The following is a 22,599-nucleotide window of genomic DNA, read 5'->3' on the forward strand; positions in this document are numbered from 1 at the left end:
GATTCATGGCGCCGCGCGTTTGGTTATCAGGTCATTTGCAAGACACGCGCCATAGCGGTGTCATTGTCTTCAGCGGTACGCATCATTTTCACCGACAGCTCGAATTGCCGGGACAGCGCCAGGATCGAGGTCATCTCCTCGACCGCATTGACGTTGCTGGACTCGAGAAAGCCCGAGGTAATCTGCACGGTGGCGTCCATTTCCGGCGGCTGCGGGCCGTTGAAACGGATCATGCCGTCGCTGCCCTTCTGCATCTGCTTGAGGTCAGGGTTCACCAGCCGCAATCGGTCCACTTCGGCCAGCACGTTGGGCGCTTCGCCGAGAGCACGGATGCTGATGGTGCCGTCCTGGCCGATTTCGATTTTCTGCTCTGGCGGCACCGCAATCGGCCCGGCATTGCCCATGACCGGCATGCCATTGCCGGTACGCAGCATGCCATTGGCATCCACGTTCAGACTGGCGGTGCGCACATACGCCTCGGTGCCATCAGGTGCCTGCACGGCCAGCCAGCCCTTGCCACCAACCGCGACATCCAGATCCCGGCCGGTTTCCTGCAGGGCGCCCGGCGTAAAGTCGGTACCCGGCCGCTCGCTCATGGCGAACACGCGTGAAGGTTGGGTTTCCCCAAAGATCGGCATCGAGCGGGCCTGCTCGAAATCACGGCGAAAACCGGTGGTGGATATGTTCGCCAGATTGTTGGCGTGGGCACGCTGGGCCAACGTATTGTTGTGGGCGCCAGTCATGGAGACGTACAGCATCTTGTCCATGTTTCCTCCGAGGTGGGGCAACTCGCCCGCGACTCTGACGAACACAACAAAGCAATTCACATGCCATAGATACAAAAACAAGATAAGTAACTGTTTTTATTGATTTTATTGAAACGAAACAGGCTCCCGAAGGAGCCTGTAATTTGTCGCTTGGCGAGCTATTGCCGCTACCGGCAACAACTCCCTGACGCGATCATTAACGCAGGTTGATAATCGTCTGCGTGATGGCGCTTTCGGTCTCGATGGTTTTGGCGTTGGCCTGGTAGTTGCGCTGCGCAACAATCAGGTTGACCAGCTGATCAGACAGCTCGACGTTGGAGTCTTCCAGCGCGCCGGACTGCAACGAGCCAAGGGTGCCGCTTCTCGGCGTGCCAATCACCGGCTCACCAGACTCTGAAGACTGAACCCAGGCGGTCTTACCCACTGGGGTGAGCCCCTGCATGTTGGCGAAATTTGCCAGTACCAGCTGCCCTTGAACCTTGGTTTGCCCGTTGGTGTAACGCGCGAAAAGCTGGCCGGTCTCATCGATCTGCAGACCTGACAACTCGCCCGTGCTGTAACCATCCTGTTCAACCTTTGCTACCGAGAAGGTGCTGTTGAACTGGGTGGAACCGCGAAAATCAAATTTTACACTGGGGCTTGCTCCTGCACGGTTTTCTGCCCACACGGTACCCTCGGTATTAGTCGGAGCAGCAGGCTTCCAGCCATTCATACTCAACGAGCCATCGGCGTTAACTGATAACCCGCTGGTAAGATTTTCAGGTGGGTTCAGACCAGCACGATTTAATGCCTCCATCTTTCCAGACGCATCAAATGTTACAGCTGCTGAAAGGGGCTGAGTATTAGTAGGATCGAGCGGATTGCGACCATCAACCAGAACCTTCACGTCCCAGCTATTAGCGCCAGTCTTCACAAAATACTGTGTGAAGGCGTGAGCGTTGCCCTGGGCATCGAAAATATTGACCGAAGTTGATCGGTTATAGCTGGTAGGGTCTGTCGGGTTAAAAGTGGCATTAGCTTCGGCTAGAGCTAAATTGACTTCCTCTGGAGTTGGGTTGGCCGGATCCACCGCGTTAGCAATTGATAAATCATAGGCACTCTGCCGAAGCACCGGAACGCCTTCAGTCGAATTCAGGTTGAATGGCTGAGTAATCGTACTGGTCGAGCGCGGCGCCTGGCTGGCCGTTTCCACCCTCAGGTTGCCGATGATGCCGTTCTGCAGATTGCCATTGGCATCTACCCCGTAACCCTGCAGGTTGTGCCCGAAGTTGTTGACGATGAAGCCTTCGCGGTCGGTACCAAAGTAACCGGCACGGGTATAGCTGATATCACCGTTATTGCTGGTACGGAAGAAACCGTTGCCTTGAATGGCAAGATCCAGCGAGTTCTGCGTGTAGTTGATATTGCCTTGGCTGAACAGCTGCGACACATCGCTAAGCAGCACACCGCTGCCAATCGGGTTAGAGCCGCTGCTGAGCATCGACGAGGCATACAGGTCGGCAAACTCGGCACGCGACTGCTTGAAGCCGGCAGTGCCGGCGTTGGCAATGTTGTTACCGGTCACGTTGAGGTCACTGGTCGCAGCACGCAGGCCGCTAAGACCGATATTGAACGACATGAAAATCTCCTTTGCCGAAAGCCCGGCAGTTACAGCCTGTTAATTACTGACCAATGACCTGGACCTGCGACAGCGGCACGTTGCCGATGCCCGCAAGATTCAACATCAATTCGCTGCCACCCAGGGTGACGCTGTCGACGTTGGCCGGCAGCAGGGTATAGAGCCCCTTGGTTTCGTTGCCATAAGTCGCCTGGGCTTCGAACTTGTAGGTACCCGGCTTCATCACGTTGCCGCTGGAATCCTTGCCGTCCCAAATGAAGCTGACGTTGCCGGCCTGCTGCTCGCCCAGGTTGATGCGGTTGACCACCGAACCGGCACTGTCATAAACGTTGACGTACACGTTGCTGCTGCTGGTCGGCAGCACCGCGCTGGCCTTGAAGCTCTCACTGGTATCGACCATCGCCTTGTCCACCGGCACGATCACCTTGCGCCCTACCAACGAGGACGCCTGCAGGGCCTGGGAAGACTGATAGCCCGACAGAATGGTCTCCATGCTCGAGTTGAGCTTCTCGACGCCTTCAACCGTACTGAACTGCGCCAGCTGGGCGATGAACTCGCCATTGCCCTGAGGCTCGAGCGGGTTCTGGTTGTTCAACTGGGCCACCAGCAGGTTGAGGAACTGATCCTTGCCCAGCTCCTTGTTCTGCGTGCTGTCCTGCTTGACCTGATACTTGTCCAGTACCGAACTGGAGCCAATGCCATCAACAGTGCTCATTTCTCACTCCCGGCTCACTGACCCAAGGTCAGAACGCGCTGCATCATTTGCTTGGCGGTGTTCATCATTTCCACGTTGGTCTGGAAGGCACGACTGGCAGAAATCATGTCCGCCATCTCCTCGACCACGTTGACGTTGGGGTAATACACATAACCGGCTTCGTCGGCGGCAGGATGATTCGGCTCGTAGCGCGCCATCAGCTCACTCTGGTCCTCGACGATGCCCAGCACCTGAACACCGGACCCCGACTGATCCTGATCAGCGAACAATGAACCGTTTTCACCGCCCTGAGCCTGCTGGAACACGGTGGCGAACACCGGGTGCCGTGCGCGATAGGTCTGGTCGATGCTCGACGAGACGGTTTCGGCGTTGGCGATGTTGCTGGAAATGGTATTCAGGCGAGTGCTCTGGGCACTCATGCCGGTTCCGGCGATGTTGAATACGCTGGTAAGTGACATATCGGGCTCCTTTATTCACCACGCAGGGCGCTGACAAGCCCTTTGAATTTACTGTTGAGCAGCGTGAAGCTGGCCTGGAACGCCACCGAGTTCTCGGCGTAATTGGCCTGCTCAACCTGAGCATCGACCGTGTTCTGGTCGATCGACGGCGCCGTCGGAATGCGGTAAGCGAGCGCCGCGTCGCCCATTGGCACGCCTTCTGCTGCGATATGGCGGCTGTTGGTGGTTTTCAGCCCCGCGTTACCACTGCCACTGCTCTTCGCGGCCTGCTGCGCCAGCACGGATGCGAAATCCAGATCACGGGCTTTGTAGTTGGGGGTATCAGCGTTAGCCATGTTATTGGCCAACACCTCGGCACGCTGGGCACGGAAGCCCAATGCCTTTTCATGAATACCAAGTGCGCTATCGAAACTGATGCTCATCTCAGGAACCTTTGCCGTGGCGGCTCGCCTGTTTTCGTGCAAAGTTCTCAGCAAAGCACGTGCCAATAATATTTTTGTATTTAAAATCAGCTGGATAGGCGTAGAAGACTGGCAAAGGCAGGCTCAAGCGGCAAAGGTTTTCCGCCGGCTGGCAAGGTGGGAGCGGCAATCCGTGGGTGGCTTGCCGCTTTTCTGACGCGGGGTGACAGAACACTGTCAGCTATGAATCAGACAAACCGAAATGAAAACGGGAGGCCGAGGCCTCCCGTTTGTGCATTCCCCAACATTACTTAGCTTTATAAATGATCCCGGGGCTGCACTGCACCATCTGATACTTCTCAGGCAGCCCATTAAGCGCCTCTGATGCGCCAAGGAACAGATAGCCGCCCGGCTTGAGCATGGCGTGGATGCGGGTGAGGATGTCCTTCTTCACATCGGCAGAGAAGTAGATCAGCACGTTGCGGCAGAACACAATATCGAACTTGCCAAGGCTGGCGTAGCTGTCCAGCAGGTTCAACGGGCGAAACTCGACACGGCTCTTGATCGCGGGTTTCACCACCCAACGCCCCGGCCCTTTGGGATCGAAGAAGCGCTGCAGGCGTTCCGGAGCCAAACCACGGCCCATCGCCAGACTGTCGTACTCACCTGATTTGCAGTTGTTGAGCATGGTCGGCGACAGGTCTGTGGCAACGATCTGCACACCGGTCTTGAGCTGCCCCATGTTGCTGCGCTCGAACTCGTCGATACTCATCGACAGCGAATACGGTTCCTGCCCTGACGAACAGGCCGCCGACCAGATACGCAGCCGCTGGCCTGGATAGGCCTTGATGAGTTCGGGGAGTACGCGATTCTTGAGTACCTCGAATGGATAGGCGTCACGAAACCACAGGGTTTCGTTGGTGGTCATGGCATCGACCACCTGCTCGCGCAGGCCGCTGCGCGGCTGGGTCTGCATGCGCTGAACCAAATCGCCCAACGACTTGATGCCGTTAGTCTCCATCAGTTTGTTCAAGCGACTGGAGACCAGGTACTGCTTATTGCTACCCAGTACGATGCCACAGGCTTTTTCCAGAAAGATCCGGAACTGTTCGAAATCCAAATTACCTGTAGACACTCGCGGAGCCTCGCCCATCTGAAAAGTCGATTCGGCAAATGGCCAATACCCATTTGTCGATTTTATCGCCATCGCCGCCGAGTCTTTTCACTCGCCAGCTCAAGCGTTATGCCGAGTGGTCGCTCGACTTGATACGTTCGACCACACGAGAGGCTAGGTCATCCGGACGGAATTTCGCCAGAAAATCATTGGCCCCCACTTTCTTCACCATTGCCTGGTTGAACACCCCAGACAGCGAAGTATGCAGGAGAATATGCAGCTTCTGCATACGAGGATCGGAACGGATCGCTGCGGTCAGCGTGTAGCCATCCATTTCCGGCATCTCGATATCGGATATCAGCATCAGCAGCTCCTGCTCGGGAGACCTGCCTTCATCTGCCAACGCGCGCAGGAAATCCAGTGCCTGGCGCCCGTCATTCAACGCTGTCACCTCGACGCCGATGGTCTGCAGACAACGCATCACCTGCTTACGCGCCACCGACGAGTCGTCGACGATCAATACGTGCTGACTGACGGCCTTACTCTGAGTTTCGGCATCTACCACGCCAACGGAAATCACTTCGGAAGTCGGCGCGACTTCGGCGAGGATCTTCTCCACGTCGATGATCTCGACCAGCTTGTCATCCAACCGGGTTACCGCGGTCAGGTAGTGGTCACGCCCGGTGCCCTTGGGTGGTGGGTGGATCTCTTCCCAGTTCATGTTGACGATGCGCTCCACGGAACGCACCAGGAAGCCCTGCACCTTGGTGTTGTACTCGGTAATGATGACGAAGCTGCCCTGCAGATCACCCAACGGCCGCTTGCCAGTCGCCATGGACAGATCCAGGATCGGAATGGTGCCGCCGCGGATGTTCGCCACACCGCGAACCACCGGGTTCGATTTCGGCATGATGGTGAGATTCGGGCACTGCAACACCTCCTTCACCTTGAAGACGTTGATCCCGTATAGCTGTGGGCCATCGAGACGAAACAGCAGCAGTTCCAGGCGATTCTGTCCAACCAGCTGAGTACGCTGGTTGACCGAGTCCATCACACCGGCCATGTACGGGCTCCCATGTTCCAATAGTGCATCTGATTTGATTAGCGTAGCAGGCGGCACGCGCCTTGCTTCCAACCAGGTATGAATGCACAAACGACAATTAATCGACGCTCCGTGACCAAGAGCCTTCGCTGCCGGGCAGTTTTACCCGCTTTGCTGGCGCTCGGCTATAGCACGCTGACGACCGCATCAGTCACTCTGCCCGATCAGCTTATCGGCGAGACCCAGCGATTTCTTGAGCAGGCAGTTGAAGAGTATTTACAACGCAGCAGCATCCAGGCGCGGCACGAGATCGAGGTCAGCCGACTTGATCCACGCCTGCGCCTGCCGCTATGTGATCAGCCGCTGACCGTCACCCTCGAAACACCCGCAGAACCCATCGGCAGGGTCACCACGCGCGTGCGCTGCGACGGGACGTCGCCCTGGACGGTTTTCGTGCCTGCGCAGGTGCGGCTGTTCCGCGACGTGGTCACGCTGGTGCGGCCAGTCAAGCGTGAGGGTGTGCTCAGCAGTGCCGATATCGCCCTCGCGGAACGCGACGTCGGCCTGCTTAATCAGGGCTACCTGATTGACATCGAGCAGGCGCTTGGCAAAAAGATCACCCGAGCGATGCAACCCGATCAGATCCTCGCACCCGTGCATTTGCGGCAAGCCGAGGTGATTCGCCGTGGCGATCAGGTGGTGATCAGCGCACGCACTGGCGGCATCAATGTACGCATGCCTGGCGAGGCGCTATCTGACGGCGCAGTGGGCCGGCAGATCAATGTCCGCAACCAGCGCTCGCAACGTGTGGTCCGTGCCCGTGTCATCGGCCCAGGACAGGTTGAAGTTTCTATGTAACAAGCCGCTGGAATTCTTCTGAGCCATAGATTGTCGAAGCCTCTGGCTGACTGTTCAAGCAGCGTGTTTTAGACTGTGCAAGCGACGCGATTTTTTGCCTAAAGTTTTCTCAGCAGTAGCCGACACACTAGGCAAGCGTCCAAACCCTGTCAGAGGTTCTGCATCATGGTCATCGATTTCAACCGACTCAACAGCTCCACGCCGGCCAGCACCACACGTGCCGGTAGCACCCAGGGCGGCAAGAACGAAGCCATCGACAACAAGGCCGGTGGTAGCGAAGCCGCAAGCCAAAAGGCAGCAGTGAGCAGCAAGAGCGGCGAATCCGTTCAGCTGAGCAGCGAAGCACAGCAATTGCAGAAGACCGTCGACAAACTTCGCGACCAACCCGTCGTCGACACCGAGCGCGTCGCCAAGCTGAAACAGGCTGTCGCTGACGGCAGCTACCAGGTCGACAACCAGCGCGTCGCCAGCAAGCTGCTTAATTTCGAATCCCAGCGCTAGTCTGCGGGCTTGCACTGGGGTGTTGGACGCCCAGGAACCGTTTCGGGGTTTTCTAGCTTGTTGGCTGGAAGACTTTGTACCGGTTCATCCCAGAGAGCCCGTTTATGAACGTTACGCCCCTGTTTGACCTGTTCAACGAAGATATCGGCCACGCCGAGCAGTTACTTGAGTTGATCGAAGCCGAATACCACGCGCTGAGCGAGCATGACTTGCCGCGCTTGCAGCAGATCCTGGCCGATAAGCAGCCCTTGCTGGCCAGTCTCGATCAGCACGGCAAAACTCGCACCCAAGCGCTTCTCGGCCAGCAACTGACGGCTGATCGTGCCGGCCTGCAGACGCTTGCCGCCCGCGCTGATCGGGGCGACGAACTGCTGAGCGCCAGTGATCGGTTGAGCGCGTTACTGGAGAGCTGCCAGAGCGCCAATCTGCGCAACGGACGCATCATCCGCTCAAGCCAGAAGTCTACCGAGAGCATGTTAGGGATATTGCGCGGCAATGAGACGCCATCGCTCTATGACAGCAGCGGCGGTACCGCTAAAATCGGCAGCAAGCGCCCGCTTAGCCAGGCCTGAAATAATGACAAGATGCTCAGTGCCGGCATAATGCCGTACTCACTGACGCGCAGTACCTTGCTCTGGAGATCACTGGACCGTGTCCAACCCCTTCGTCTCGGACGGTGGCCCGCAACCCCCGAAAGTGCTCAAGACACCCACGGAAATTGTCGCCAACCTACGTCTGCTGCAACAACACCACGACCCGCTGATCATCATGTTCAAAGAGCGCAACCAGCGCTTTCAGAGCTATGTCATTGAAGTGGATCGCGAGAAGAATCTGCTGATTCTCGACGAACTGATGCCCAGCGATGGTGAGCGCTACATGAATGGCGGCGAGGCTTTCCGGGTCGAATCCCTTCATGACGGCGTACGGATCGCCTGGGATTGCGCGGCTGGCATGCAGGAGAGCGACTACCAGGGAGAGCGCTGTTACGTTGGCGGCATTCCTGACGAGGTGCTCTATCACCAGCGCCGTAACGCGTTCCGAGCGGCACTCAGACAAGCCGATCAGGTTAAAGTCGAACTGGGTGGCACCAAGCTGCGCACGCCACTGGACGGCTTGATGCTAGATATTTCCGCATCGGGCTGCAAAGTACGCCTGACCGGTAACGCCAGTGAACAGCTTCAGCCAGGGCAGGTGTATGAAGAGTGCGTTGCACTGCTACCAGTCGGTCGCCTTGAGGCTGCGGTAGAGTTGCGCCATGTGCGTTATGACGACAAGCTCGATCTGACCTTCATCGGTCTGCACTTCGCAACGCTCAGTGGGCTGCAACAGCGACTGATAGAACGGTTCGTCTATCAGCTGCAACGTGAAGCCCGCCGCTTCGAGAACGACACCTTTCTATAGCCGCGCTTGGCCGATCAGGCCTGCGACGGTTGCGCAGGCTGCTCCGCAGAATCGGCCTGCCCGTGAGCATCGGCATCCTCCACCACCGGATCCTGCATCTGCTCCTGAACCACCTGCTCATCGACACGTGGATCCAGCGCTGCCATCAAAGGTGATGCGGTCATGTTCACGGGCATGGCCACGTGCTGCAGCGGCGCGTCGTCAACCTGGTGGAGATGCGTAACGATATTCGAGCGCACACGCCAGACCAGGAACAGCCCGCAGATGCAGAAGAAGGCGTACAGCATATTGGGGCCGAAGAAGCGCATCAGCACGCCGACCAATAACGGTCCGATACAGGCTCCCACCCCGAACGTCACCAACAGCATGGCTGTCAACGACACTCGCCGATCAGCTTCGACGTGGTCATTGGCAAACGCCACTGCCAGGGGATAGAGACTGAATTGCAGCATGCTGACGATAAAGCCGACCGAGATCAGCAGCAGCAGCGGCGCTTCTGTCAGTACGGCGAGCGGTGCAGCCACCACCACCATGACGCCCGACATGCCCCGCATCAGCTTGACCCGATCGAAGCGATCAGACAGCCAACCAAGCGGCGCCTGAACGATCAGGCCTGCAAGAATGCAGCAGCCCATGAACATACCGACCTGCTCGGTCGCCAGCCCCATCTCGGCGGCATAGAGCGGCGCCAGGCCGTAGAAGGAGCCAATCATCAGGCCCGCCACACCGATAGCAGTGAGCGACAGCGGGACCCGCTGAAAGAAGAAACGCATTTCCAGCGGAGCCGGATGCAGCGCCGCAGGGTGCAAGCGCCGTGTCAGGGCCACTGGCACCAGGCACAAGGCGAATGCCAGGGCTACCAGCATCAGCAGCTCCAGACCAAGCGTCGGATGCACGACCAATACCAACTGCCCGAGCACTAAGCCAAGGTAGGACGCTGCCATGTACCCTGCGAAAACCAGCCCCCGCTGCTTGGTATCGGCCTGCTCGTTGAGCCAACTTTCAATAACCATGTACTGGCACATCATGCCCAGGCCGACCAGTACCCTCAGTACCAGCCAGGCGGGCAACCAGTTGAGCAGACCATGCCCGAGCACCGCTGCGGTAACCACCCCGGCACAGGCGACATAAGCACGGATGTGCCCGACCCGCGCAATCAGCCTATGGCCAATTTTGCCGCCCAGCACCAAGCCGAAATAATTGGCGGCCATCAGCGCGCCCGCCCACACGCCTTCACCGGACTCAGCCAGGCGCAGCGCCAGGTAGGTGCTCAGCAGACCGGAGCCCAGCAACATCAGAACGGTGGCGATATACAGCGAGCTGAAGGACTTCCAGATCGTACGCATGGGACTGCAACAACTCCTTGTAACCAGCTCCTCGATCGGAAGCTCAACCTAAATCTGAGAACATCATGCAAAGCGGCCAGATCGACCTTGAGTCAGAATAATGACCAGTGCCATATTGATGACCGGCGATACGTAACGTTCATTATTCCGTGGCAAGAAAACCAAACCCGAATGGCCACCCACTCAGGCTGAGGTGCTGCCTTCCAGCACTGCCAGACGTGCCTCAAGTTCATTGATCCGCGCCTCCAGCGCTTCCAGGCGCTCTGCAGAAGATGCAGTGCTGGTGCGCTCCCCCTGCCCCGCGCGCTCGTCCAGTTGCAGTTGCAGTTCAGCCGGGTCGCCCAAAAGATGTGCATAGCGGTCCTCGCGCTGACCAGGCTGGCGCCCTACCAACTTCACCAACCCGCGGCCGATCAAACGCTCCAGGTGGTGGTGTACCTGCTCGGCATCGTCGAACTCATGCAGACGGTTGCTGCGCGTGAGCAGCTCACTGACCGTCTGCGGCCCGCGCAGCAACAGCAAGCCAATCAGCGCCACCTGCGGCGCAACCAACTCCAACGCCTTATCGGCTCGCTGCTCCCAGCGATCAGCACGGCTGCCCATCACCAGCCGCGCCATGCCTCGCTCTTCCAGGCTTCGCAGCCCCTGGCCGACGGCACCCTGAGTAAGCGCCATCAACGGGTCGCGACTGGTCTTCTGGTTGCATGCCAGCACCAGGGCATTCAGCGTCAGGGGGTAGGCTTCTGGAGTCGTCGCCTGTTTTTCAATCAGACTACCTAGAATGCGCGCCTCGATGGCGGTCAACGGCTCTGCGCCAGATACATCGTTAGGCTGATCGGACATGTCGCTTACCTGGCTGGAGGGAGAAGCCCTAGCGTAGCTTGCTGACTCGCAAGATGACATGCGCGATGCAGATATTTCATAGCGCGCAAATCAATGATTTTCCTGAACAAAGCAGTGCTCAGAAAATATCGCGATAGAAATGAGAAGGATTTGTATTGACTATGATTCGAGAATGATTATTATCTAAGCCGTCAGCTGCCAAGCTGGCTTGATAATCTGAATGCATCCAGACGGAAGCTCCAGTTATCTCCTCATCAGGCTAATCACGGTTATTGACCCGGCTATTTTGCCGGGTCTTTTTTTGCTTTTTTTCAGGCTAATGAAAACCGTCGGCTGAATTGGATGAGTGCTTTCGTCCCGCGCTGGATCATGGCGTCCCCTGCTGGAATCGAACCAGCATCTAGCCCTTAGGAGGGGCTTATTCTATCCGTTGAACTAAGGAGACCTGCTCGATCCGGCGTGCGTTTCTGCAGCCGGCCGGCATGTTAACCATCAAACCGCAATTTGTCATGCCATCAGCAGCTTACGCTCGTCAGGCGGCCGGCTCAAACAACCTCACCACCGTAACGTCCTCCGCCGCCAGCTTTGCCAGCAAATGCTGCCGCTGGACCCTCGCCTGCTCCACCGCCCTCTCCTTGACGTGGCCATACCCACGAATCTGCTCCGGCAGTTCGGCAATCGCCAGTGCTGTTTGGTAATTGCTGTTGGTCAGACGCTCCAACAGCGATACGACGCTTTGCTCGTATTCCTCGATCAGCCTGTGTTCGAGCTTGCGCTCCTCGCTTCGGCCGAATGGGTCCAACCAGCTGCCGCGCAGAAAGCGTAATCCTGCCAGCACCTTGAACGCTTTCAGCATCCAGGGGCCAAAGCTGCGCTTGCGTGGTTCACCGGTGGATTTATCCGTTTGACTGAGCCAGGACGGCGCCAGGTGGAATTGCAGACGAAAATCACCCTGGAACTGTGCCTGCAGAGAATCAGTGAACGCCTTATCGCTATACAGGCGCGCGACTTCATACTCATCCTTGTAGGCCAGCAGCTTGAAGTAATAACGCGCCACCGCCTGGCTCAGTAGCTTCTGCGGATCGCTATCGCGCGCGCTAACGCGCTGTACCAGCTGCCGATAACGATCAGCGTAGGCTGCGTTCTGATAGGCAGTGAGACGCGCCGCACGGTCTTCAATAAGCGCTTCCAGTGTTTCGCAGCGCGGCGCTATTGCGATGGCCGGCCGCACCAGACGCGCCACCGCTGCCGCATCGTGAGCGGCACGCCGCCCCCAGAGAAACGCTTGCTGGTTGAACGCCACCGCTACGTTGTTAAGTTCGATGGCCCTGTCGATAGCATGCGCGCTGATCGGCACCAAGCCTTTCTGATAGGCATAACCGAGCATGAACAGGTTGGTGGCGATGCTATCACCCAGCAAGCGAGTCGCCAGGTGAGTAGCATCGACGAACCAGGTCTTGTCCGCACCCACCGCGTCGGTCAGCGCCTGGCGCATTGCCTGGCCCGGTACCTGTGCATCGGGATTGCGGGTGAACTCGGCGGTCGCTGCCTCGTGGCTGTTGATCACAGCATGAGAGACCTGCTCATTGAGCTTGGCCAACGCATCTTCGCCAGCAGCCACTACCAGATCGCAGCCGATCAACAGATCGGCCTCGCCGGCGGCGATACGCACCGCGTAGATATCAGCCTGGTGGGCGGCAATACGCACGTGGGTATTCACCGGACCGAACTTCTGCGCCAACCCGGCCTGATCCAGAACCGTACAGCCCTTGCCCTCGAGGTGCGCCGCCATGCCCAGCAGAGCGCCGACGGTGGTTACACCGCTGCCACCCACCCCAGGCAATAGGATGCTCCAGGGGCGCTGCAGAGACGGCAGCTGTGGCTCAGGCAGGGCTACGAACAAGGCGCCAGCGCCTATTGCCTCGGGTTGGCGCAACTGCCCACCGTGAACCGTTACGAAACTCGGGCAAAAACCGTCCAGACAACTGAAATCCTTGTTGCAGGCGTTCTGATCGATTTCCCGCTTGCGGCCCAGCTCGGTTTCCAGCGGCAGCACCGACAGGCAGTTCGATTTGACGCTGCAGTCGCCGCAGCCTTCACACACCGCCGCGTTGATGAATGCGCGACGGGCCGGATCGACCAACTTGCCGCGCTTGCGCCGACGGCGCTTTTCAGTCGCGCAGGTCTGATCGTAAATGATCACCGAAACGCCCTTGCATTCGCGCATCTCGCGTTGCACGGCATCGAGCTCACGCCGATGGTGAAAGCTGGTGATAGGAGCGAAGGTCGAACGGCTCGGATATTTGTCCGGCTCATCACTGACCACCGCAATGCGCTTCACGCCTTCCGCGAACACCTGCTGGCTCAACTGATCGACTCGCAGCTCTCCGTCCACGGGCTGACCACCGGTCATCGCTACCGCGTCGTTGTAGAGGATCTTGTAAGTGATGTTGACGCCTGCGGCCACGGCAGCACGCACAGCAAGATGGCCGGAATGAAAATACGTGCCGTCACCCAGATTCTGGAACACGTGAGGCGTATCAGTGAACGGCGCCTGACCGATCCACGTCACCCCCTCGCCGCCCATTTGCGTGAACGTTTCAGTACTGCGATTCATCCACTGGGTCATGTAATGGCAGCCGATGCCGCCCATCGCCCGACTGCCTTCGGGCACCTTGGTCGAGCTGTTGTGGGGGCAGCCCGAGCAGAAGTGCGGTGTACGCACGGTGCTGTAACTGCGTGCTGCCAGCGCCTTTTCCTTGGCGTCGAGAAAGCCAAGTCGCGCCTCGATCAATTCGCTGGTGTAGATCGGCGCCAGGCGCCGCGCGATCACACGCGCAATCATGGCGGGCGTCAATTCGCCGAGGTTCGGCAAGAGCGATTCGCCCTGCTCGTCGAACTCGCCAACCACTCTCGGCCGTTTGCCGACCGGCCAGTTGTAGAGCTGCCCCGTCAACTGGTCCTCAATGATGCTGCGCTTCTCCTCCACCACCAGGATTTCATCCAGGCCGTCGGCAAAATCGTGTACGGAAACAGGCTCCAGCGGCCAGCTCATCCCTACCTTAAGCACGCGCAGGCCGACGCGGGCGCAGAGCTCCTCATCCAAACCAAGGTCGTCCAGCGCTTGGCGTACGTCCAGGTACGACTTGCCTGTGGTGATGATGCCCAGCCTAGGATTGGGCGAATCGAGCATGACCTTGTTCAGGCCGTTGGCGCGCGCAAACGCCCGGGCCGCGTAGATCTTGTAGACGTTGAGGCGCTTCTCTTGTGCCAGCGGTGGATCTGGCCAGCGGATGTGCACACCGTCGTCCGGCAGCTCGAAATCATCTGGCAGGTAAACCTTCACGCGTTGCGGGTCGACATCCACCACGGCCGACGAGTCGACGTTTTCGGCAATTGTTTTCAGGGCTACCCAGCATCCGCTGTAGCGTGAGAGCTCCCAGCCAATGATGCCGTAGTCGAGAATCTCTTGGACGTCTGCAGGATTGAGCACGGGAATCGACGCGGCAATGAACGCATGCTCGCTCTGATGGGCAATGGTGGATGACTTGCAACCGTGGTCGTCTCCGGCCAACAGCAGCACACCGCCTAGAGGCGACACGCCCGCCGAGTTGCCGTGCTTGAATACATCGCCACTGCGGTCAACGCCCGGCCCCTTGCCGTACCACATGGAAAACACACCGTCATACCGGGCGCCTGGAAACAGGTTGGTCTGCTGGCTACCCCAAACCGCTGTGGCACCGAGTTCTTCATTGACGCCGGGCTGGAAGTGAATCGCGTTCTGCTGCAGAAACTCCCTCGCCTCCCAGAGGCTCTTGTCCAGCCCCCCGAGAGGAGAGCCCCGGTAGCCAGAAATAAAGCATGCGGTATTGAAGCCAGCGGCCGTATCACGCTGCTTTTGCAGCATGGGCAGGCGAGTCAGCGCCTGTGTGCCGGTTAAATAGAGATGACCTGTAGCGAGACGATACTTATCATCCAAGCGGACTTCAGCCAGAGACATTGGACGGCGCTCCTATTGTTTTTATCGCGACCTTCAAGCGGTAACGGTAGGTACCACCTGCCTACATCCATCAGGATCACTGTATGGACGAATGTCTTAAGCATAGACCGGAGTTCGGTGAGTTTTTCTTTCTCATTCGTGCCGTCAGCGCCAATACTGCACATGAACGTTCCAATAAAAATCAAAAGATGGAAACGAACATGCATGAGCCTCTAAGCGCCATCGACCGCCGCATCTTGCGCCTGCTGCAGCGCAATGCAGACCTGAGCGCTGCCGAAATTGCCAAGAAGGTGGAGTTGTCACAATCGCCATGCTGGCGGCGCATCAATCGCCTTCAAGAAGACGGCTTTATCGAACGCAAGGTAGCCCTGCTGAGCCATAAGCGGCTCGGCTTCGACATCACCGTGTTCGTGAGCATCAAATTGTCCGCCCATGGGCGCAGCAATCTGGACGAATTCGAGCAAGCCATCATCGGTTATCCCGAAGTCCTCGAATGCTTCACCATGGCAGGCAGCTCGGACTATTTGCTCAAGGTCGTAGCGCGGGATATTGCCAGCTATGAGCGCTTTCTCCGGGATCAGCTTTTACAGCGCCCGCACGTTCAGGAGGCCCATTCCGGCATCGCCATGAGCGAAGTGAAGCGTACAACGGAGCTGCCACTGGACTGACGCCATAGCGCGGTCATGCATTTTGCAATACAACAGTTCGACCACCTTGCAACATGCACGGGAAAGGCAATCCGATATCTAAATAAGCCTTTGATTTATATAGTATTTTTAATTTAAAAATACTGGCACGAGAACTGCTCTTCTACTCGCATAGAAACTTGAATGCGAGATCCCAACCATGAACAGCCTCATCGCCCTGGCTACCGCCATTGCCCTGACCCTGCTTGCAGGCGCCGCATTCGCCAACTTCCAAAGTGATCAGCAGCAGGCAGTTGCCACGCAACTGGTTCAGCAGATGCGTGCCACTCCGGTCCAGTTCCAACATGCGACCCGCGTCGAGCCCGGCCAGTTCGCAGCCAAACCGCTGACCAACAGCGATTTGCAGCCACGTCCACAGCAACGCTTCACATTTTGAGTAGTTGATCATGTGGAGCGTTTTCTTTCCGGGCTTTGTGCTGCTACTCGCTGCGATCACCTGTGCGGCCATATGGCTGATAGATGGACTCTCGGATCGAGTCCCTCCCAATACGTTCACGGATGAACAAAACGGTCCCCACGATCCTTTTTTCTAGACGCCAACTGTGCAGCGCGAGGAGAGCATGATGTCCAAACCAGCCTTGTTGTTTCTGCTGACGGCAGTGATATCTGGGTGCCTATTATGGGCAGCGCCGGAGCAAGCCGACTGGCTGACCGCTACAGCCAAGGCAGTGCTGGCTCTAAGTGGAATTTCACTGGCAGTCGCATTGCTGATTGGCAAGCGGGTCAAATTTGACCCGGTTTTGCGCTGAGCTGAGTTAGTCGCAGCGTCGCTAACTTAGTCAAAGGCATGCGCAGAACTGCCGATCAACTGCACCAGCCGGGTCACGCTATCCTGCAACGGCCCGGAATTATCCAAGCAGATCACGCCGTCACCGCCCTTCCCGGCATTGCTCGCGAACCTGCTGTTACGCATCAATCTGGCCTCGATGTCGTCGGGCGTCTCCCGGCCACGCTCCAATAGCCGTGCTCGCAGCATCTCAGGTTCGACCTGTAGCAGAACAGCTAACAGGTCCGGGTAGCGTTTGCGCGCTTCATGCAGATATTCCCGTGAACCGTTGACGAGCACATGGGAGCCCGCTGCCAGCCAGGCATCGATTTCTTTAGGGATGCCATAAGCCAAGCCATTGGCTTCCCAGCTCATCGCAAAATCGCCATCGCGACGCCGCCTATCAAACTCTGTCGCAGAAACGGCGAAGGCGTTCTCACCCTTGGCTTCAGCGGAACGCGTGATGACTCGAGTAACGATGCGGCACCGCTGGGCCTCGAGCTGCCCACGCACAGCATCGAGCAAGCTGTCCTTGCCGGCTCCAGAGGCGCCCATCAGATAAATCAGCCTGCCCACCATAAAATCCTCCAAACCTTGCCTACCAAGCGACGTGGTTCATTGCGCAGATCAAGCAGAGCGCTATCATCGCTCGCCTACGGACATGAGCGGCTTACAGCGGCAGCTGCGCTGCGACGAAGCGAGGCGACCCAGCTACGGAAATTGCGCCCAACCATCATTCATCGAGGCCTAGTGAGCCTGCTTCAAACGTAAGCGGCCATCTCGAAAACCCACGAAATATGCGGCGTTACGCACACTTGAATGAATTTCGATAACTGGTGCTGGCAAAAAGCCTCTAGCCGAGCCAGAATGCGACACGTAATTGGCGTCAATTATCTGCTAGCAACAACTGTAATCATCAGACAAAATGCCGACGGAATGGAACGGCTAGCGTAAAGGATGGTCAAAATGTCGACTATCCCGTAGCTATATGCCATTACAGCTTCGTTTTCCTGAACTAATTGGTTGATGTATGCGCCCTATGAAACAGGCTATCTACTCAAGCCGTACGGCTGACAAGTTTGTCGTTCGGTTGCCCGACGGCATGCGCGAGCGCATTGCTGATGTTGCCCGCCAACACCATCGCAGTATGAATTCTGAGATCATTGCGCGCCTGGAGCAGAGCATGCTTCAGGAAGGCGCTCTGGACGACGAGCTCGGCGTGCGCCTGGATAGCCCTGAGCTGTCCCTGCATGAGCGGGAACTGTTACAGCGCTTCCGCCAGCTATCGCGTCGCCAGCAAAACGCTCTCGTGGCGTTGATTGCCCACGATGCAGAGATGGCCGCCGGCAACGACGACTAAATCTGCAAATCAAAAAAACCGGCTCCGAGCCGGTTTTTTTGTTGCTTCGAACAATGCGCGCGCCTTACAACAGAAACACCGATGCCAGCCCCAGGAAGATAAAGAAACCGCCACTGTCGGTCACAGCTGTAATCATCACACTGGCGCCCATTGCCGGATCGCGGCCAAAGCGCATCAGCGTCATGGGAATAAGCACCCCCATCAACGCTGCCAGCAGCAGGTTAAGGGTCATCGCGGCGGTCATCACCACCCCCAGCGACCAGCTGTCATATAGCGCGTAAGCGACCACCCCGATCACCCCGCCCCATACCAGGCCATTGATCAACCCGACCCCCAGCTCCTTGCGAATCAACCGCGACGTATTGCCGTTGCCGGTGCTGACCTGATCGAGCGCCATGGCGCGCACGATCATGGTGATGGTCTGGTTGCCGGAATTCCCGCCAATACCAGCGACGATCGGCATCAAGGCTGCCAGCGCGACCAGCTTTTCGATCGAGCCTTCGAACAAGCCGATAACCCGCGAGGCCATGAACGCAGTGACCAGGTTAACCGCCAACCACGCCCAGCGGTTGCGAACCGACTTCCAGACCGAGGCGAAGATGTCCTCCTCTTCCCGCAGACCCGCCATGTTGAGGACTTCGCTTTCGCTTTCCTCACGAATCAGGTCGACCATTTCGTCGATGGTCAGTCGACCGATCAGCTTGCCGTTCTTGTCGACCACCGGCGCGGAAATCAAGTCGTAACGTTCGAACGCCTGCGCTGCGTCGTAGGCGTCTTCATCCGGGTGGAAGCTGACCGGATGATTAGCCATGACCTCGGCAACCTGCGTTTCGGGATCATTGACCAGCAACCGCTTGATAGACAGCACACCCTTGAGCACGCCGTCATAATCGACCACGAACAGCTTGTCGGTGTGCCCCGGCAACTCCTTGAGGCGACGTAGGTAACGCAGTACCACTTCCAGGCTGACATCTTCGCGGATGGTGACCATCTCGAAGTCCATCAGCGCACCGACCCGATCCTCCTCATAGGAGAGCGCAGAGCGCACGCGCTCACGCTGCTGGGCGTCAAGTGTCTCCATGAGCTCGTGGACGACATCGCGCGGCAGCTCGGAGGCCAGGTCGGCCAACTCATCGGCATCCATCTCCTTGGCCGCCGCCAGGATCTCGTGATCCTCCATGTCGGCCAGCAGCGTTTCACGCACTGCATCGGAGACTTCGAGAAGAATATCGCCGTCGCGGTCCGCTTTGACCAACTGCCAGATGGCCAGGCGATCTTCCAGGGGAAGCGCTTCGAGAATATAGGCGACGTCCGCGGAGTGCAGGTCATCGAGCTTGCGTTGCAGCTCGGCGAGATTCTGCCGATGCACCAGGCCTTCGACACGGTCCTGGTGCTGGCCTTCCTGGCGATGGGTCAGGTCTTCGACCAGCCGATGCCGCTGCAACAGTTCGACGACCTGAGCGAGTCGGTCCTGCAGGCTTTCTTGCGGCTTTTTGGCTTCTACTTCGGTCATTGGCACACTCCGCCCCCAGCGGCGGCGCGCGCCCGCGAGGATCAATCAGTCAGTACGTGATTGCACACTTGGAATTCTGAGTTACTACTGGGTAAGTCCATGGTGAGGATCCACAAGCCCCGGCGGGGCTGACGATGCGAATAATAACACGCGAAGCAGCCGTCTACGTGACAAAGGCATGGCAAGACAAGCGCTTGCAGCGTTTTCCTGAGCCCACTTGCACAAGCTCCGATACTGCGACGCACGTAGAGCCCGGCAAGACACCTGGCAGCAAGAGGATCATCAGCTAAGCTTTATCAGGAACGTCACGGAGGACGCCATCATGCACTGGATGCACTGCACAGCCATATTCACCATCCTGCTCTGCCCTACCCCTCTATTGGCCTCCAGCGTGTTTCGTTGTGTGGACGACCAGGGCCACATCACCTTCACTCGGCACGGCTGCACCGAGAGCCAGCAACAGCATATACAAAACGCCTACAACCCCAGACCCGGCAGCGGCGCAGCCGTTCCGCTGGCGATACCGCAACCCACCAACAAAAGCCCACCAGCGAGCAGCAACGCAAGCTCGCTCACCATCGTCGGCGAGCAGCAGGATGGCTGCGACAACGCCGTCACTGGCAACGCTCGACGTGAAGCTATCATCAGAAAACAGGTGCGGGCGGGGATGACGCGCAATGACGTCGAGAGCGCACTGGGCAAACCTGAGCGCATCAGCCGGCGCAACGGCCAGACCACCTATCACTATGTCAGCAAGCACAACAGCGAGCGGCGTACGGTCAGCTTCGACCAGAATGATTGCGTGGCGGGAAAACGCTAGGCAAAGAAAAAGGGCCTGCATCGCTGCAGGCCCTTTTTTATGTGGCGGACTCAGGAGGATTCGAACCTCCGACCGCTCGGTTCGTAGCCGAGTACTCTATCCAGCTGAGCTATGAGTCCGTGTGGCGCTTTTTGACCAGATCACCGCTGGTTGACGCAAAATGATTTGCACTGCTGCAAGCCATTCAATATGGCGGACTCAGGAGGATTCGAACCTCCGACCGCTCGGTTCGTAGCAAACAAATCAACAGATCACCTGAAAGCTACTGCGCTCGATCATGCTGCGTTGAAAGCAAACTCAGAATGCTCATTTAGAAACCTAAACTGCGCTTCTTCGCTTGCTTTCGCCTTGCCTGACCTTCGCTAGCAACGCTTTCATGCGATCTTTGGTGCTTTTAGACCAGATCACCGCTGGTTGAAACAAAATGGCCTGCACTGCTGCAAGCCATTCAATATGGCGGACTCAGGAGGATTCGAACCTCCGACCGCTCGGTTCGTAGCCGAGTACTCTATCCAGCTGAGCTATGAGTCCGTTGGTGTTTTTAGACCAGATCACCTCTGGTTTGTTTGCCAGCCTGGCCTGAGCCAAGCGTGCCAAATAATGGCGGAGAAGGGGGGATTCGAACCCCCGACACCCTTTTGAGGTGTACTCCCTTAGCAGGGGAGCGCCTTCGGCCACTCGGCCACCTCTCCGCAACACGGGGCGCATGATAAACATGTTTTCCCCGTTTGCAAACCAAAATTTCGAGAAAAATTAGTGGTTTGGTTCTTCGTCCTTCTCTTTTTGGATGCGCTGGTAGATCTCTTCACGGTGAACGGCGACTTCCTTAGGCGCATTCACGCCAATCCGCACCTGATTACCTTTAACACCCAACACAGTGACAGTGACTTCGTCACCCACCATCAGGGTCTCTCCGACCCGGCGAGTCAGAATCAGCATTCCTTTCTCCTTACGGATTCAATTTCGGACAACAAGTCTGCAAGCAGTTGAAAAGCACCGACGCGCTAAGACGAAGCTATCGACACCCTAGTATTGACCAGCACGAACGGAAGGAAAGTTCCGCCAACACCAACCAAAAGAGCAAAAAGGCGCGGATAGCCGCGCCTCTTTGTGAATTACTCACTCACCCTGATGGGCTGGAGCATCCAATTCAAACGCAGTGTGCAGGGCACGCACTGCCAACTCCAGATATTTCTCTTCGATGACAACCGAGACTTTGATCTCCGAGGTGGAGATCATCTGGATGTTGATATTTTCCTTGGCCAACGCTTCGAACATGCGACTGGCGACACCGGCGTGCGAGCGCATGCCAACGCCGACGATGGACACTTTGGCGATATTCACGTCGCCCACCACTTCACGAGCACCCAGCTCGCGCGCAGTGGCTTCAAGCACCTGCTGAGCGCTCTGGTAATCGTTGCGGTGCACGGTGAAGGTGAAATCGGTGGTGTTATCGTGCGCGACATTCTGCACGATCATGTCCACTTCGATATTGGCGGAGCTGATCGGGCCGAGAATCTTGAACGCAACGCCCGGCAAATCGGGTACGCCACGGATGGTCAGCTTGGCTTCGTCGCGATTGAAAGCGATGCCGGAGATGATCGGCTGTTCCATGGTTTCCTCTTCATCAAGGGTAATGAGGGTGCCTGGACCCTCCTGAAAGCTGTGCAGGACGCGCAGCGGGACGTTGTACTTGCCGGCGAACTCCACCGAACGGATTTGCAGGACTTTGGAGCCGAGGCTGGCCATCTCCAACATCTCTTCGAAGGTGATCTTCTCCAGACGCTGGGCTTTTGGCACGACGCGCGGGTCAGTGGTATAGACCCCGTCTACATCGGTGTAAATCTGGCATTCGTCAGCCTTGAGGGCCGCAGCGAGTGCGACCCCCGTGGTATCCGAACCGCCGCGTCCCAGGGTGGTGATATTGCCGTGCTCGTCCACACCCTGGAAGCCTGCGACCACCACCACACGACCAGCCTTCAGGTCAGCACGGATATTGCTGTCGTCGATGCTCAGGATGCGCGCCTTGGTGTGCGAGCTGTCGGTCAGGATGCGCACCTGGCTGCCGGTGTAAGACACCGCCGGCACGCCACGCTTGATCAGCGCCATCGCCAGCAGTGCAATAGTTACCTGCTCACCGGTGGACACCATCACATCGAGTTCACGCGCTACCGGCTGGTCATCGCTGATCTGCTTGGCCAGGTCGATAAGGCGATTGGTCTCGCCGCTCATGGCGGATACCACGACGACGATATCGTCACCCTTTTCGCGGAATTTCTTCACCTTCTCGGCAACCTGCGCAATACGCTCGACGGTGCCGACGGAAGTACCGCCGAATTTCTGTACGATCAAAGCCATTTCAAAGCTGC

At 57.7% G+C, this 22,599-nt stretch carries 23 protein-coding genes and 4 tRNA genes; 9 read left to right on the top strand and 18 right to left on the bottom strand.

What is annotated here, in order from left to right:
* Positions 1–26: 26 nt before the first annotated feature.
* From BLS60_RS10960 to BLS60_RS10990, 7 genes are all read right to left on the bottom strand, one after another.
* Positions 27–767 (bottom strand): flagellar basal body rod protein FlgF, encoded by a 741-nt coding sequence (locus BLS60_RS10960; protein WP_092367829.1) that lies wholly within the window; start codon positions 765–767, stop codon positions 27–29.
* Between the two features lie 196 nt (positions 768–963).
* Positions 964–2,385: a flagellar hook protein FlgE gene (flgE, locus tag BLS60_RS10965; protein WP_092367832.1), complete on the bottom strand. Its 1,422-nt coding sequence runs from the start codon at positions 2,383–2,385 to the stop codon at positions 964–966.
* 43 nt (positions 2,386–2,428) lie between these two features.
* Positions 2,429–3,100 carry a flagellar hook assembly protein FlgD gene (gene flgD, locus BLS60_RS10970; protein ID WP_092367835.1) on the bottom strand — a complete coding sequence of 224 codons (672 nt, stop codon included), beginning with the start codon at positions 3,098–3,100 and terminating at the stop codon, positions 2,429–2,431.
* A 14-nt stretch (positions 3,101–3,114) separates the two neighbouring features.
* Positions 3,115–3,558 carry a flagellar basal body rod protein FlgC gene (gene flgC / locus BLS60_RS10975; protein WP_070881835.1) on the bottom strand — a complete coding sequence of 148 codons (444 nt, stop codon included), beginning with the start codon at positions 3,556–3,558 and terminating at the stop codon, positions 3,115–3,117.
* A gap of 11 nt (positions 3,559–3,569) precedes the next feature.
* Positions 3,570–3,980, bottom strand: a complete 411-nt coding sequence (flgB, locus tag BLS60_RS10980) for a flagellar basal body rod protein FlgB (RefSeq protein ID WP_092367838.1) — start codon at positions 3,978–3,980, stop codon at positions 3,570–3,572.
* Between the two features lie 286 nt (positions 3,981–4,266).
* Entirely contained in the window at positions 4,267–5,094 is an 828-nt protein-coding gene (gene cheR / locus BLS60_RS10985) for a protein-glutamate O-methyltransferase CheR (RefSeq protein ID WP_070882046.1), read from the bottom strand.
* Positions 5,095–5,200: 106 nt separating this feature from the next.
* The gene (locus BLS60_RS10990; RefSeq protein ID WP_070881833.1) at positions 5,201–6,136 is read right to left on the bottom strand and encodes a chemotaxis protein CheV; all 936 of its coding nucleotides are present in this window, start codon (positions 6,134–6,136) and stop codon (positions 5,201–5,203) included.
* Positions 6,137–6,214: 78 nt separating this feature from the next.
* Here BLS60_RS10990 and flgA point away from each other — a divergent pair, with 78 nt between their 5' ends.
* The 4 genes from flgA to BLS60_RS11010 all read left to right on the top strand — a co-directional run bounded on the left by flgA (position 6,215) and on the right by BLS60_RS11010 (position 8,875).
* Entirely contained in the window at positions 6,215–6,973 is a 759-nt protein-coding gene (gene flgA, locus BLS60_RS10995; protein WP_070881832.1) for a flagellar basal body P-ring formation chaperone FlgA, read from the top strand.
* 165 nt (positions 6,974–7,138) lie between these two features.
* Positions 7,139–7,474 carry a flagellar biosynthesis anti-sigma factor FlgM gene (gene flgM, locus BLS60_RS11000; RefSeq protein ID WP_070881831.1) on the top strand — a complete coding sequence of 112 codons (336 nt, stop codon included), beginning with the start codon at positions 7,139–7,141 and terminating at the stop codon, positions 7,472–7,474.
* Positions 7,475–7,578: 104 nt separating this feature from the next.
* On the top strand, positions 7,579–8,046 hold the full coding sequence (locus tag BLS60_RS11005; protein ID WP_092367845.1) for a flagella synthesis protein FlgN: 468 nt from the start codon (positions 7,579–7,581) through the stop codon (positions 8,044–8,046).
* Positions 8,047–8,125: 79 nt separating this feature from the next.
* Entirely contained in the window at positions 8,126–8,875 is a 750-nt protein-coding gene (locus BLS60_RS11010; RefSeq protein ID WP_092367848.1) for a flagellar brake protein, read from the top strand.
* A 14-nt stretch (positions 8,876–8,889) separates the two neighbouring features.
* On the opposite strand, the gene BLS60_RS11015 is transcribed toward BLS60_RS11010, so the two are convergent.
* The 4 genes from BLS60_RS11015 to BLS60_RS11030 all read right to left on the bottom strand — a co-directional run bounded on the left by BLS60_RS11015 (position 8,890) and on the right by BLS60_RS11030 (position 15,064).
* Entirely contained in the window at positions 8,890–10,221 is a 1,332-nt protein-coding gene (locus tag BLS60_RS11015) for an MFS transporter (protein ID WP_092367852.1), read from the bottom strand.
* 183 nt (positions 10,222–10,404) lie between these two features.
* A complete protein-coding gene (locus BLS60_RS11020; RefSeq protein ID WP_092367855.1) occupies positions 10,405–11,064 on the bottom strand; it encodes a YceH family protein in 660 nt (219 codons plus the stop codon).
* 370 nt (positions 11,065–11,434) lie between these two features.
* Positions 11,435–11,509 (bottom strand) — tRNA-Arg (locus BLS60_RS11025).
* Positions 11,510–11,596: 87 nt separating this feature from the next.
* Entirely contained in the window at positions 11,597–15,064 is a 3,468-nt protein-coding gene (locus BLS60_RS11030; protein ID WP_092367858.1) for an indolepyruvate ferredoxin oxidoreductase family protein, read from the bottom strand.
* 200 nt (positions 15,065–15,264) lie between these two features.
* Between BLS60_RS11030 and BLS60_RS11035 the strand changes: the two genes are divergently transcribed.
* From BLS60_RS11035 to BLS60_RS11045, 3 genes are all read left to right on the top strand, one after another.
* Positions 15,265–15,732: an Lrp/AsnC family transcriptional regulator gene (locus BLS60_RS11035; protein WP_070882045.1), complete on the top strand. Its 468-nt coding sequence runs from the start codon at positions 15,265–15,267 to the stop codon at positions 15,730–15,732.
* 178 nt (positions 15,733–15,910) lie between these two features.
* Positions 15,911–16,147 (top strand): hypothetical protein, encoded by a 237-nt coding sequence (locus BLS60_RS21320; RefSeq protein ID WP_143024592.1) that lies wholly within the window; start codon positions 15,911–15,913, stop codon positions 16,145–16,147.
* 187 nt (positions 16,148–16,334) lie between these two features.
* Positions 16,335–16,520, top strand: a complete 186-nt coding sequence (locus BLS60_RS11045) for a PA3371 family protein (protein WP_070881824.1) — start codon at positions 16,335–16,337, stop codon at positions 16,518–16,520.
* Between the two features lie 26 nt (positions 16,521–16,546).
* On the opposite strand, the gene phnN is transcribed toward BLS60_RS11045, so the two are convergent.
* Positions 16,547–17,116 (bottom strand): phosphonate metabolism protein/1,5-bisphosphokinase (PRPP-forming) PhnN, encoded by a 570-nt coding sequence (phnN, locus tag BLS60_RS11050; RefSeq protein WP_092367864.1) that lies wholly within the window; start codon positions 17,114–17,116, stop codon positions 16,547–16,549.
* Between the two features lie 451 nt (positions 17,117–17,567).
* On the opposite strand from phnN, the gene BLS60_RS11055 reads away from it, so the two are divergent.
* Entirely contained in the window at positions 17,568–17,897 is a 330-nt protein-coding gene (locus BLS60_RS11055) for an Arc family DNA-binding protein (RefSeq protein WP_027906133.1), read from the top strand.
* Between the two features lie 64 nt (positions 17,898–17,961).
* Here the strand turns inward: BLS60_RS11055 and mgtE are convergent, their stop codons facing one another.
* A complete protein-coding gene (mgtE, locus tag BLS60_RS11060) occupies positions 17,962–19,410 on the bottom strand; it encodes a magnesium transporter (protein WP_070881822.1) in 1,449 nt (482 codons plus the stop codon).
* 322 nt (positions 19,411–19,732) lie between these two features.
* Between mgtE and bamE the strand changes: the two genes are divergently transcribed.
* Positions 19,733–20,230, top strand: a complete 498-nt coding sequence (gene bamE, locus BLS60_RS11065; protein WP_244153395.1) for an outer membrane protein assembly factor BamE domain-containing protein — start codon at positions 19,733–19,735, stop codon at positions 20,228–20,230.
* A gap of 42 nt (positions 20,231–20,272) precedes the next feature.
* Here the strand turns inward: bamE and BLS60_RS11070 are convergent.
* From BLS60_RS11070 to BLS60_RS11090, 5 genes are all read right to left on the bottom strand, one after another.
* Positions 20,273–20,349, bottom strand: a tRNA-Arg gene (locus tag BLS60_RS11070).
* A gap of 335 nt (positions 20,350–20,684) precedes the next feature.
* A tRNA-Arg gene (locus BLS60_RS11075) sits at positions 20,685–20,761 on the bottom strand.
* A gap of 70 nt (positions 20,762–20,831) precedes the next feature.
* Positions 20,832–20,922, bottom strand: a tRNA-Ser gene (locus tag BLS60_RS11080).
* 61 nt (positions 20,923–20,983) lie between these two features.
* Positions 20,984–21,169 carry a carbon storage regulator CsrA gene (csrA, locus tag BLS60_RS11085; RefSeq protein ID WP_070881820.1) on the bottom strand — a complete coding sequence of 62 codons (186 nt, stop codon included), beginning with the start codon at positions 21,167–21,169 and terminating at the stop codon, positions 20,984–20,986.
* Between the two features lie 180 nt (positions 21,170–21,349).
* Positions 21,350–22,588: an aspartate kinase gene (locus BLS60_RS11090; protein ID WP_070881819.1), complete on the bottom strand. Its 1,239-nt coding sequence runs from the start codon at positions 22,586–22,588 to the stop codon at positions 21,350–21,352.
* Positions 22,589–22,599 lie beyond the last annotated feature (11 nt).

The organism is Phytopseudomonas seleniipraecipitans, from assembly GCF_900102335.1.
GTDB classification, from domain to species: domain Bacteria; phylum Pseudomonadota; class Gammaproteobacteria; order Pseudomonadales; family Pseudomonadaceae; genus Aquipseudomonas; species Aquipseudomonas seleniipraecipitans.

What these genes read in the sequence shown, in the direction of transcription:
- BLS60_RS10960 (WP_092367829.1), bottom strand. Translation starts at nt 767, where the DNA reads ATGGACAAGATGCTGTACGTCTCCATGACTGGCGCCCACAACAATACG.
- flgE (WP_092367832.1), bottom strand. Translation starts at nt 2,385, where the DNA reads ATGTCGTTCAATATCGGTCTTAGCGGCCTGCGTGCTGCGACCAGTGAC.
- flgD (WP_092367835.1), bottom strand. Translation starts at nt 3,100, where the DNA reads ATGAGCACTGTTGATGGCATTGGCTCCAGTTCGGTACTGGACAAGTAT.
- flgC (WP_070881835.1), bottom strand. Translation starts at nt 3,558, where the DNA reads ATGTCACTTACCAGCGTATTCAACATCGCCGGAACCGGCATGAGTGCC.
- flgB (WP_092367838.1), bottom strand. Translation starts at nt 3,980, where the DNA reads ATGAGCATCAGTTTCGATAGCGCACTTGGTATTCATGAAAAGGCATTG.
- BLS60_RS10990 (WP_070881833.1), bottom strand. Translation starts at nt 6,136, where the DNA reads ATGGCCGGTGTGATGGACTCGGTCAACCAGCGTACTCAGCTGGTTGGA.
- flgA (WP_070881832.1), top strand. Translation starts at nt 6,215, where the DNA reads ATGAATGCACAAACGACAATTAATCGACGCTCCGTGACCAAGAGCCTT.
- flgM (WP_070881831.1), top strand. Translation starts at nt 7,139, where the DNA reads ATGGTCATCGATTTCAACCGACTCAACAGCTCCACGCCGGCCAGCACC.
- BLS60_RS11005 (WP_092367845.1), top strand. Translation starts at nt 7,579, where the DNA reads ATGAACGTTACGCCCCTGTTTGACCTGTTCAACGAAGATATCGGCCAC.
- BLS60_RS11015 (WP_092367852.1), bottom strand. Translation starts at nt 10,221, where the DNA reads ATGCGTACGATCTGGAAGTCCTTCAGCTCGCTGTATATCGCCACCGTT.
- BLS60_RS11020 (WP_092367855.1), bottom strand. Translation starts at nt 11,064, where the DNA reads ATGTCCGATCAGCCTAACGATGTATCTGGCGCAGAGCCGTTGACCGCC.
- BLS60_RS11030 (WP_092367858.1), bottom strand. Translation starts at nt 15,064, where the DNA reads ATGTCTCTGGCTGAAGTCCGCTTGGATGATAAGTATCGTCTCGCTACA.
- BLS60_RS11035 (WP_070882045.1), top strand. Translation starts at nt 15,265, where the DNA reads ATGCATGAGCCTCTAAGCGCCATCGACCGCCGCATCTTGCGCCTGCTG.
- BLS60_RS21320 (WP_143024592.1), top strand. Translation starts at nt 15,911, where the DNA reads ATGAACAGCCTCATCGCCCTGGCTACCGCCATTGCCCTGACCCTGCTT.
- BLS60_RS11045 (WP_070881824.1), top strand. Translation starts at nt 16,335, where the DNA reads ATGTCCAAACCAGCCTTGTTGTTTCTGCTGACGGCAGTGATATCTGGG.
- phnN (WP_092367864.1), bottom strand. Translation starts at nt 17,116, where the DNA reads ATGGTGGGCAGGCTGATTTATCTGATGGGCGCCTCTGGAGCCGGCAAG.
- BLS60_RS11055 (WP_027906133.1), top strand. Translation starts at nt 17,568, where the DNA reads ATGCGCCCTATGAAACAGGCTATCTACTCAAGCCGTACGGCTGACAAG.
- mgtE (WP_070881822.1), bottom strand. Translation starts at nt 19,410, where the DNA reads ATGACCGAAGTAGAAGCCAAAAAGCCGCAAGAAAGCCTGCAGGACCGA.
- bamE (WP_244153395.1), top strand. Translation starts at nt 19,733, where the DNA reads ATGCACTGGATGCACTGCACAGCCATATTCACCATCCTGCTCTGCCCT.
- csrA (WP_070881820.1), bottom strand. Translation starts at nt 21,169, where the DNA reads ATGCTGATTCTGACTCGCCGGGTCGGAGAGACCCTGATGGTGGGTGAC.
- BLS60_RS11090 (WP_070881819.1), bottom strand. Translation starts at nt 22,588, where the DNA reads ATGGCTTTGATCGTACAGAAATTCGGCGGTACTTCCGTCGGCACCGTC.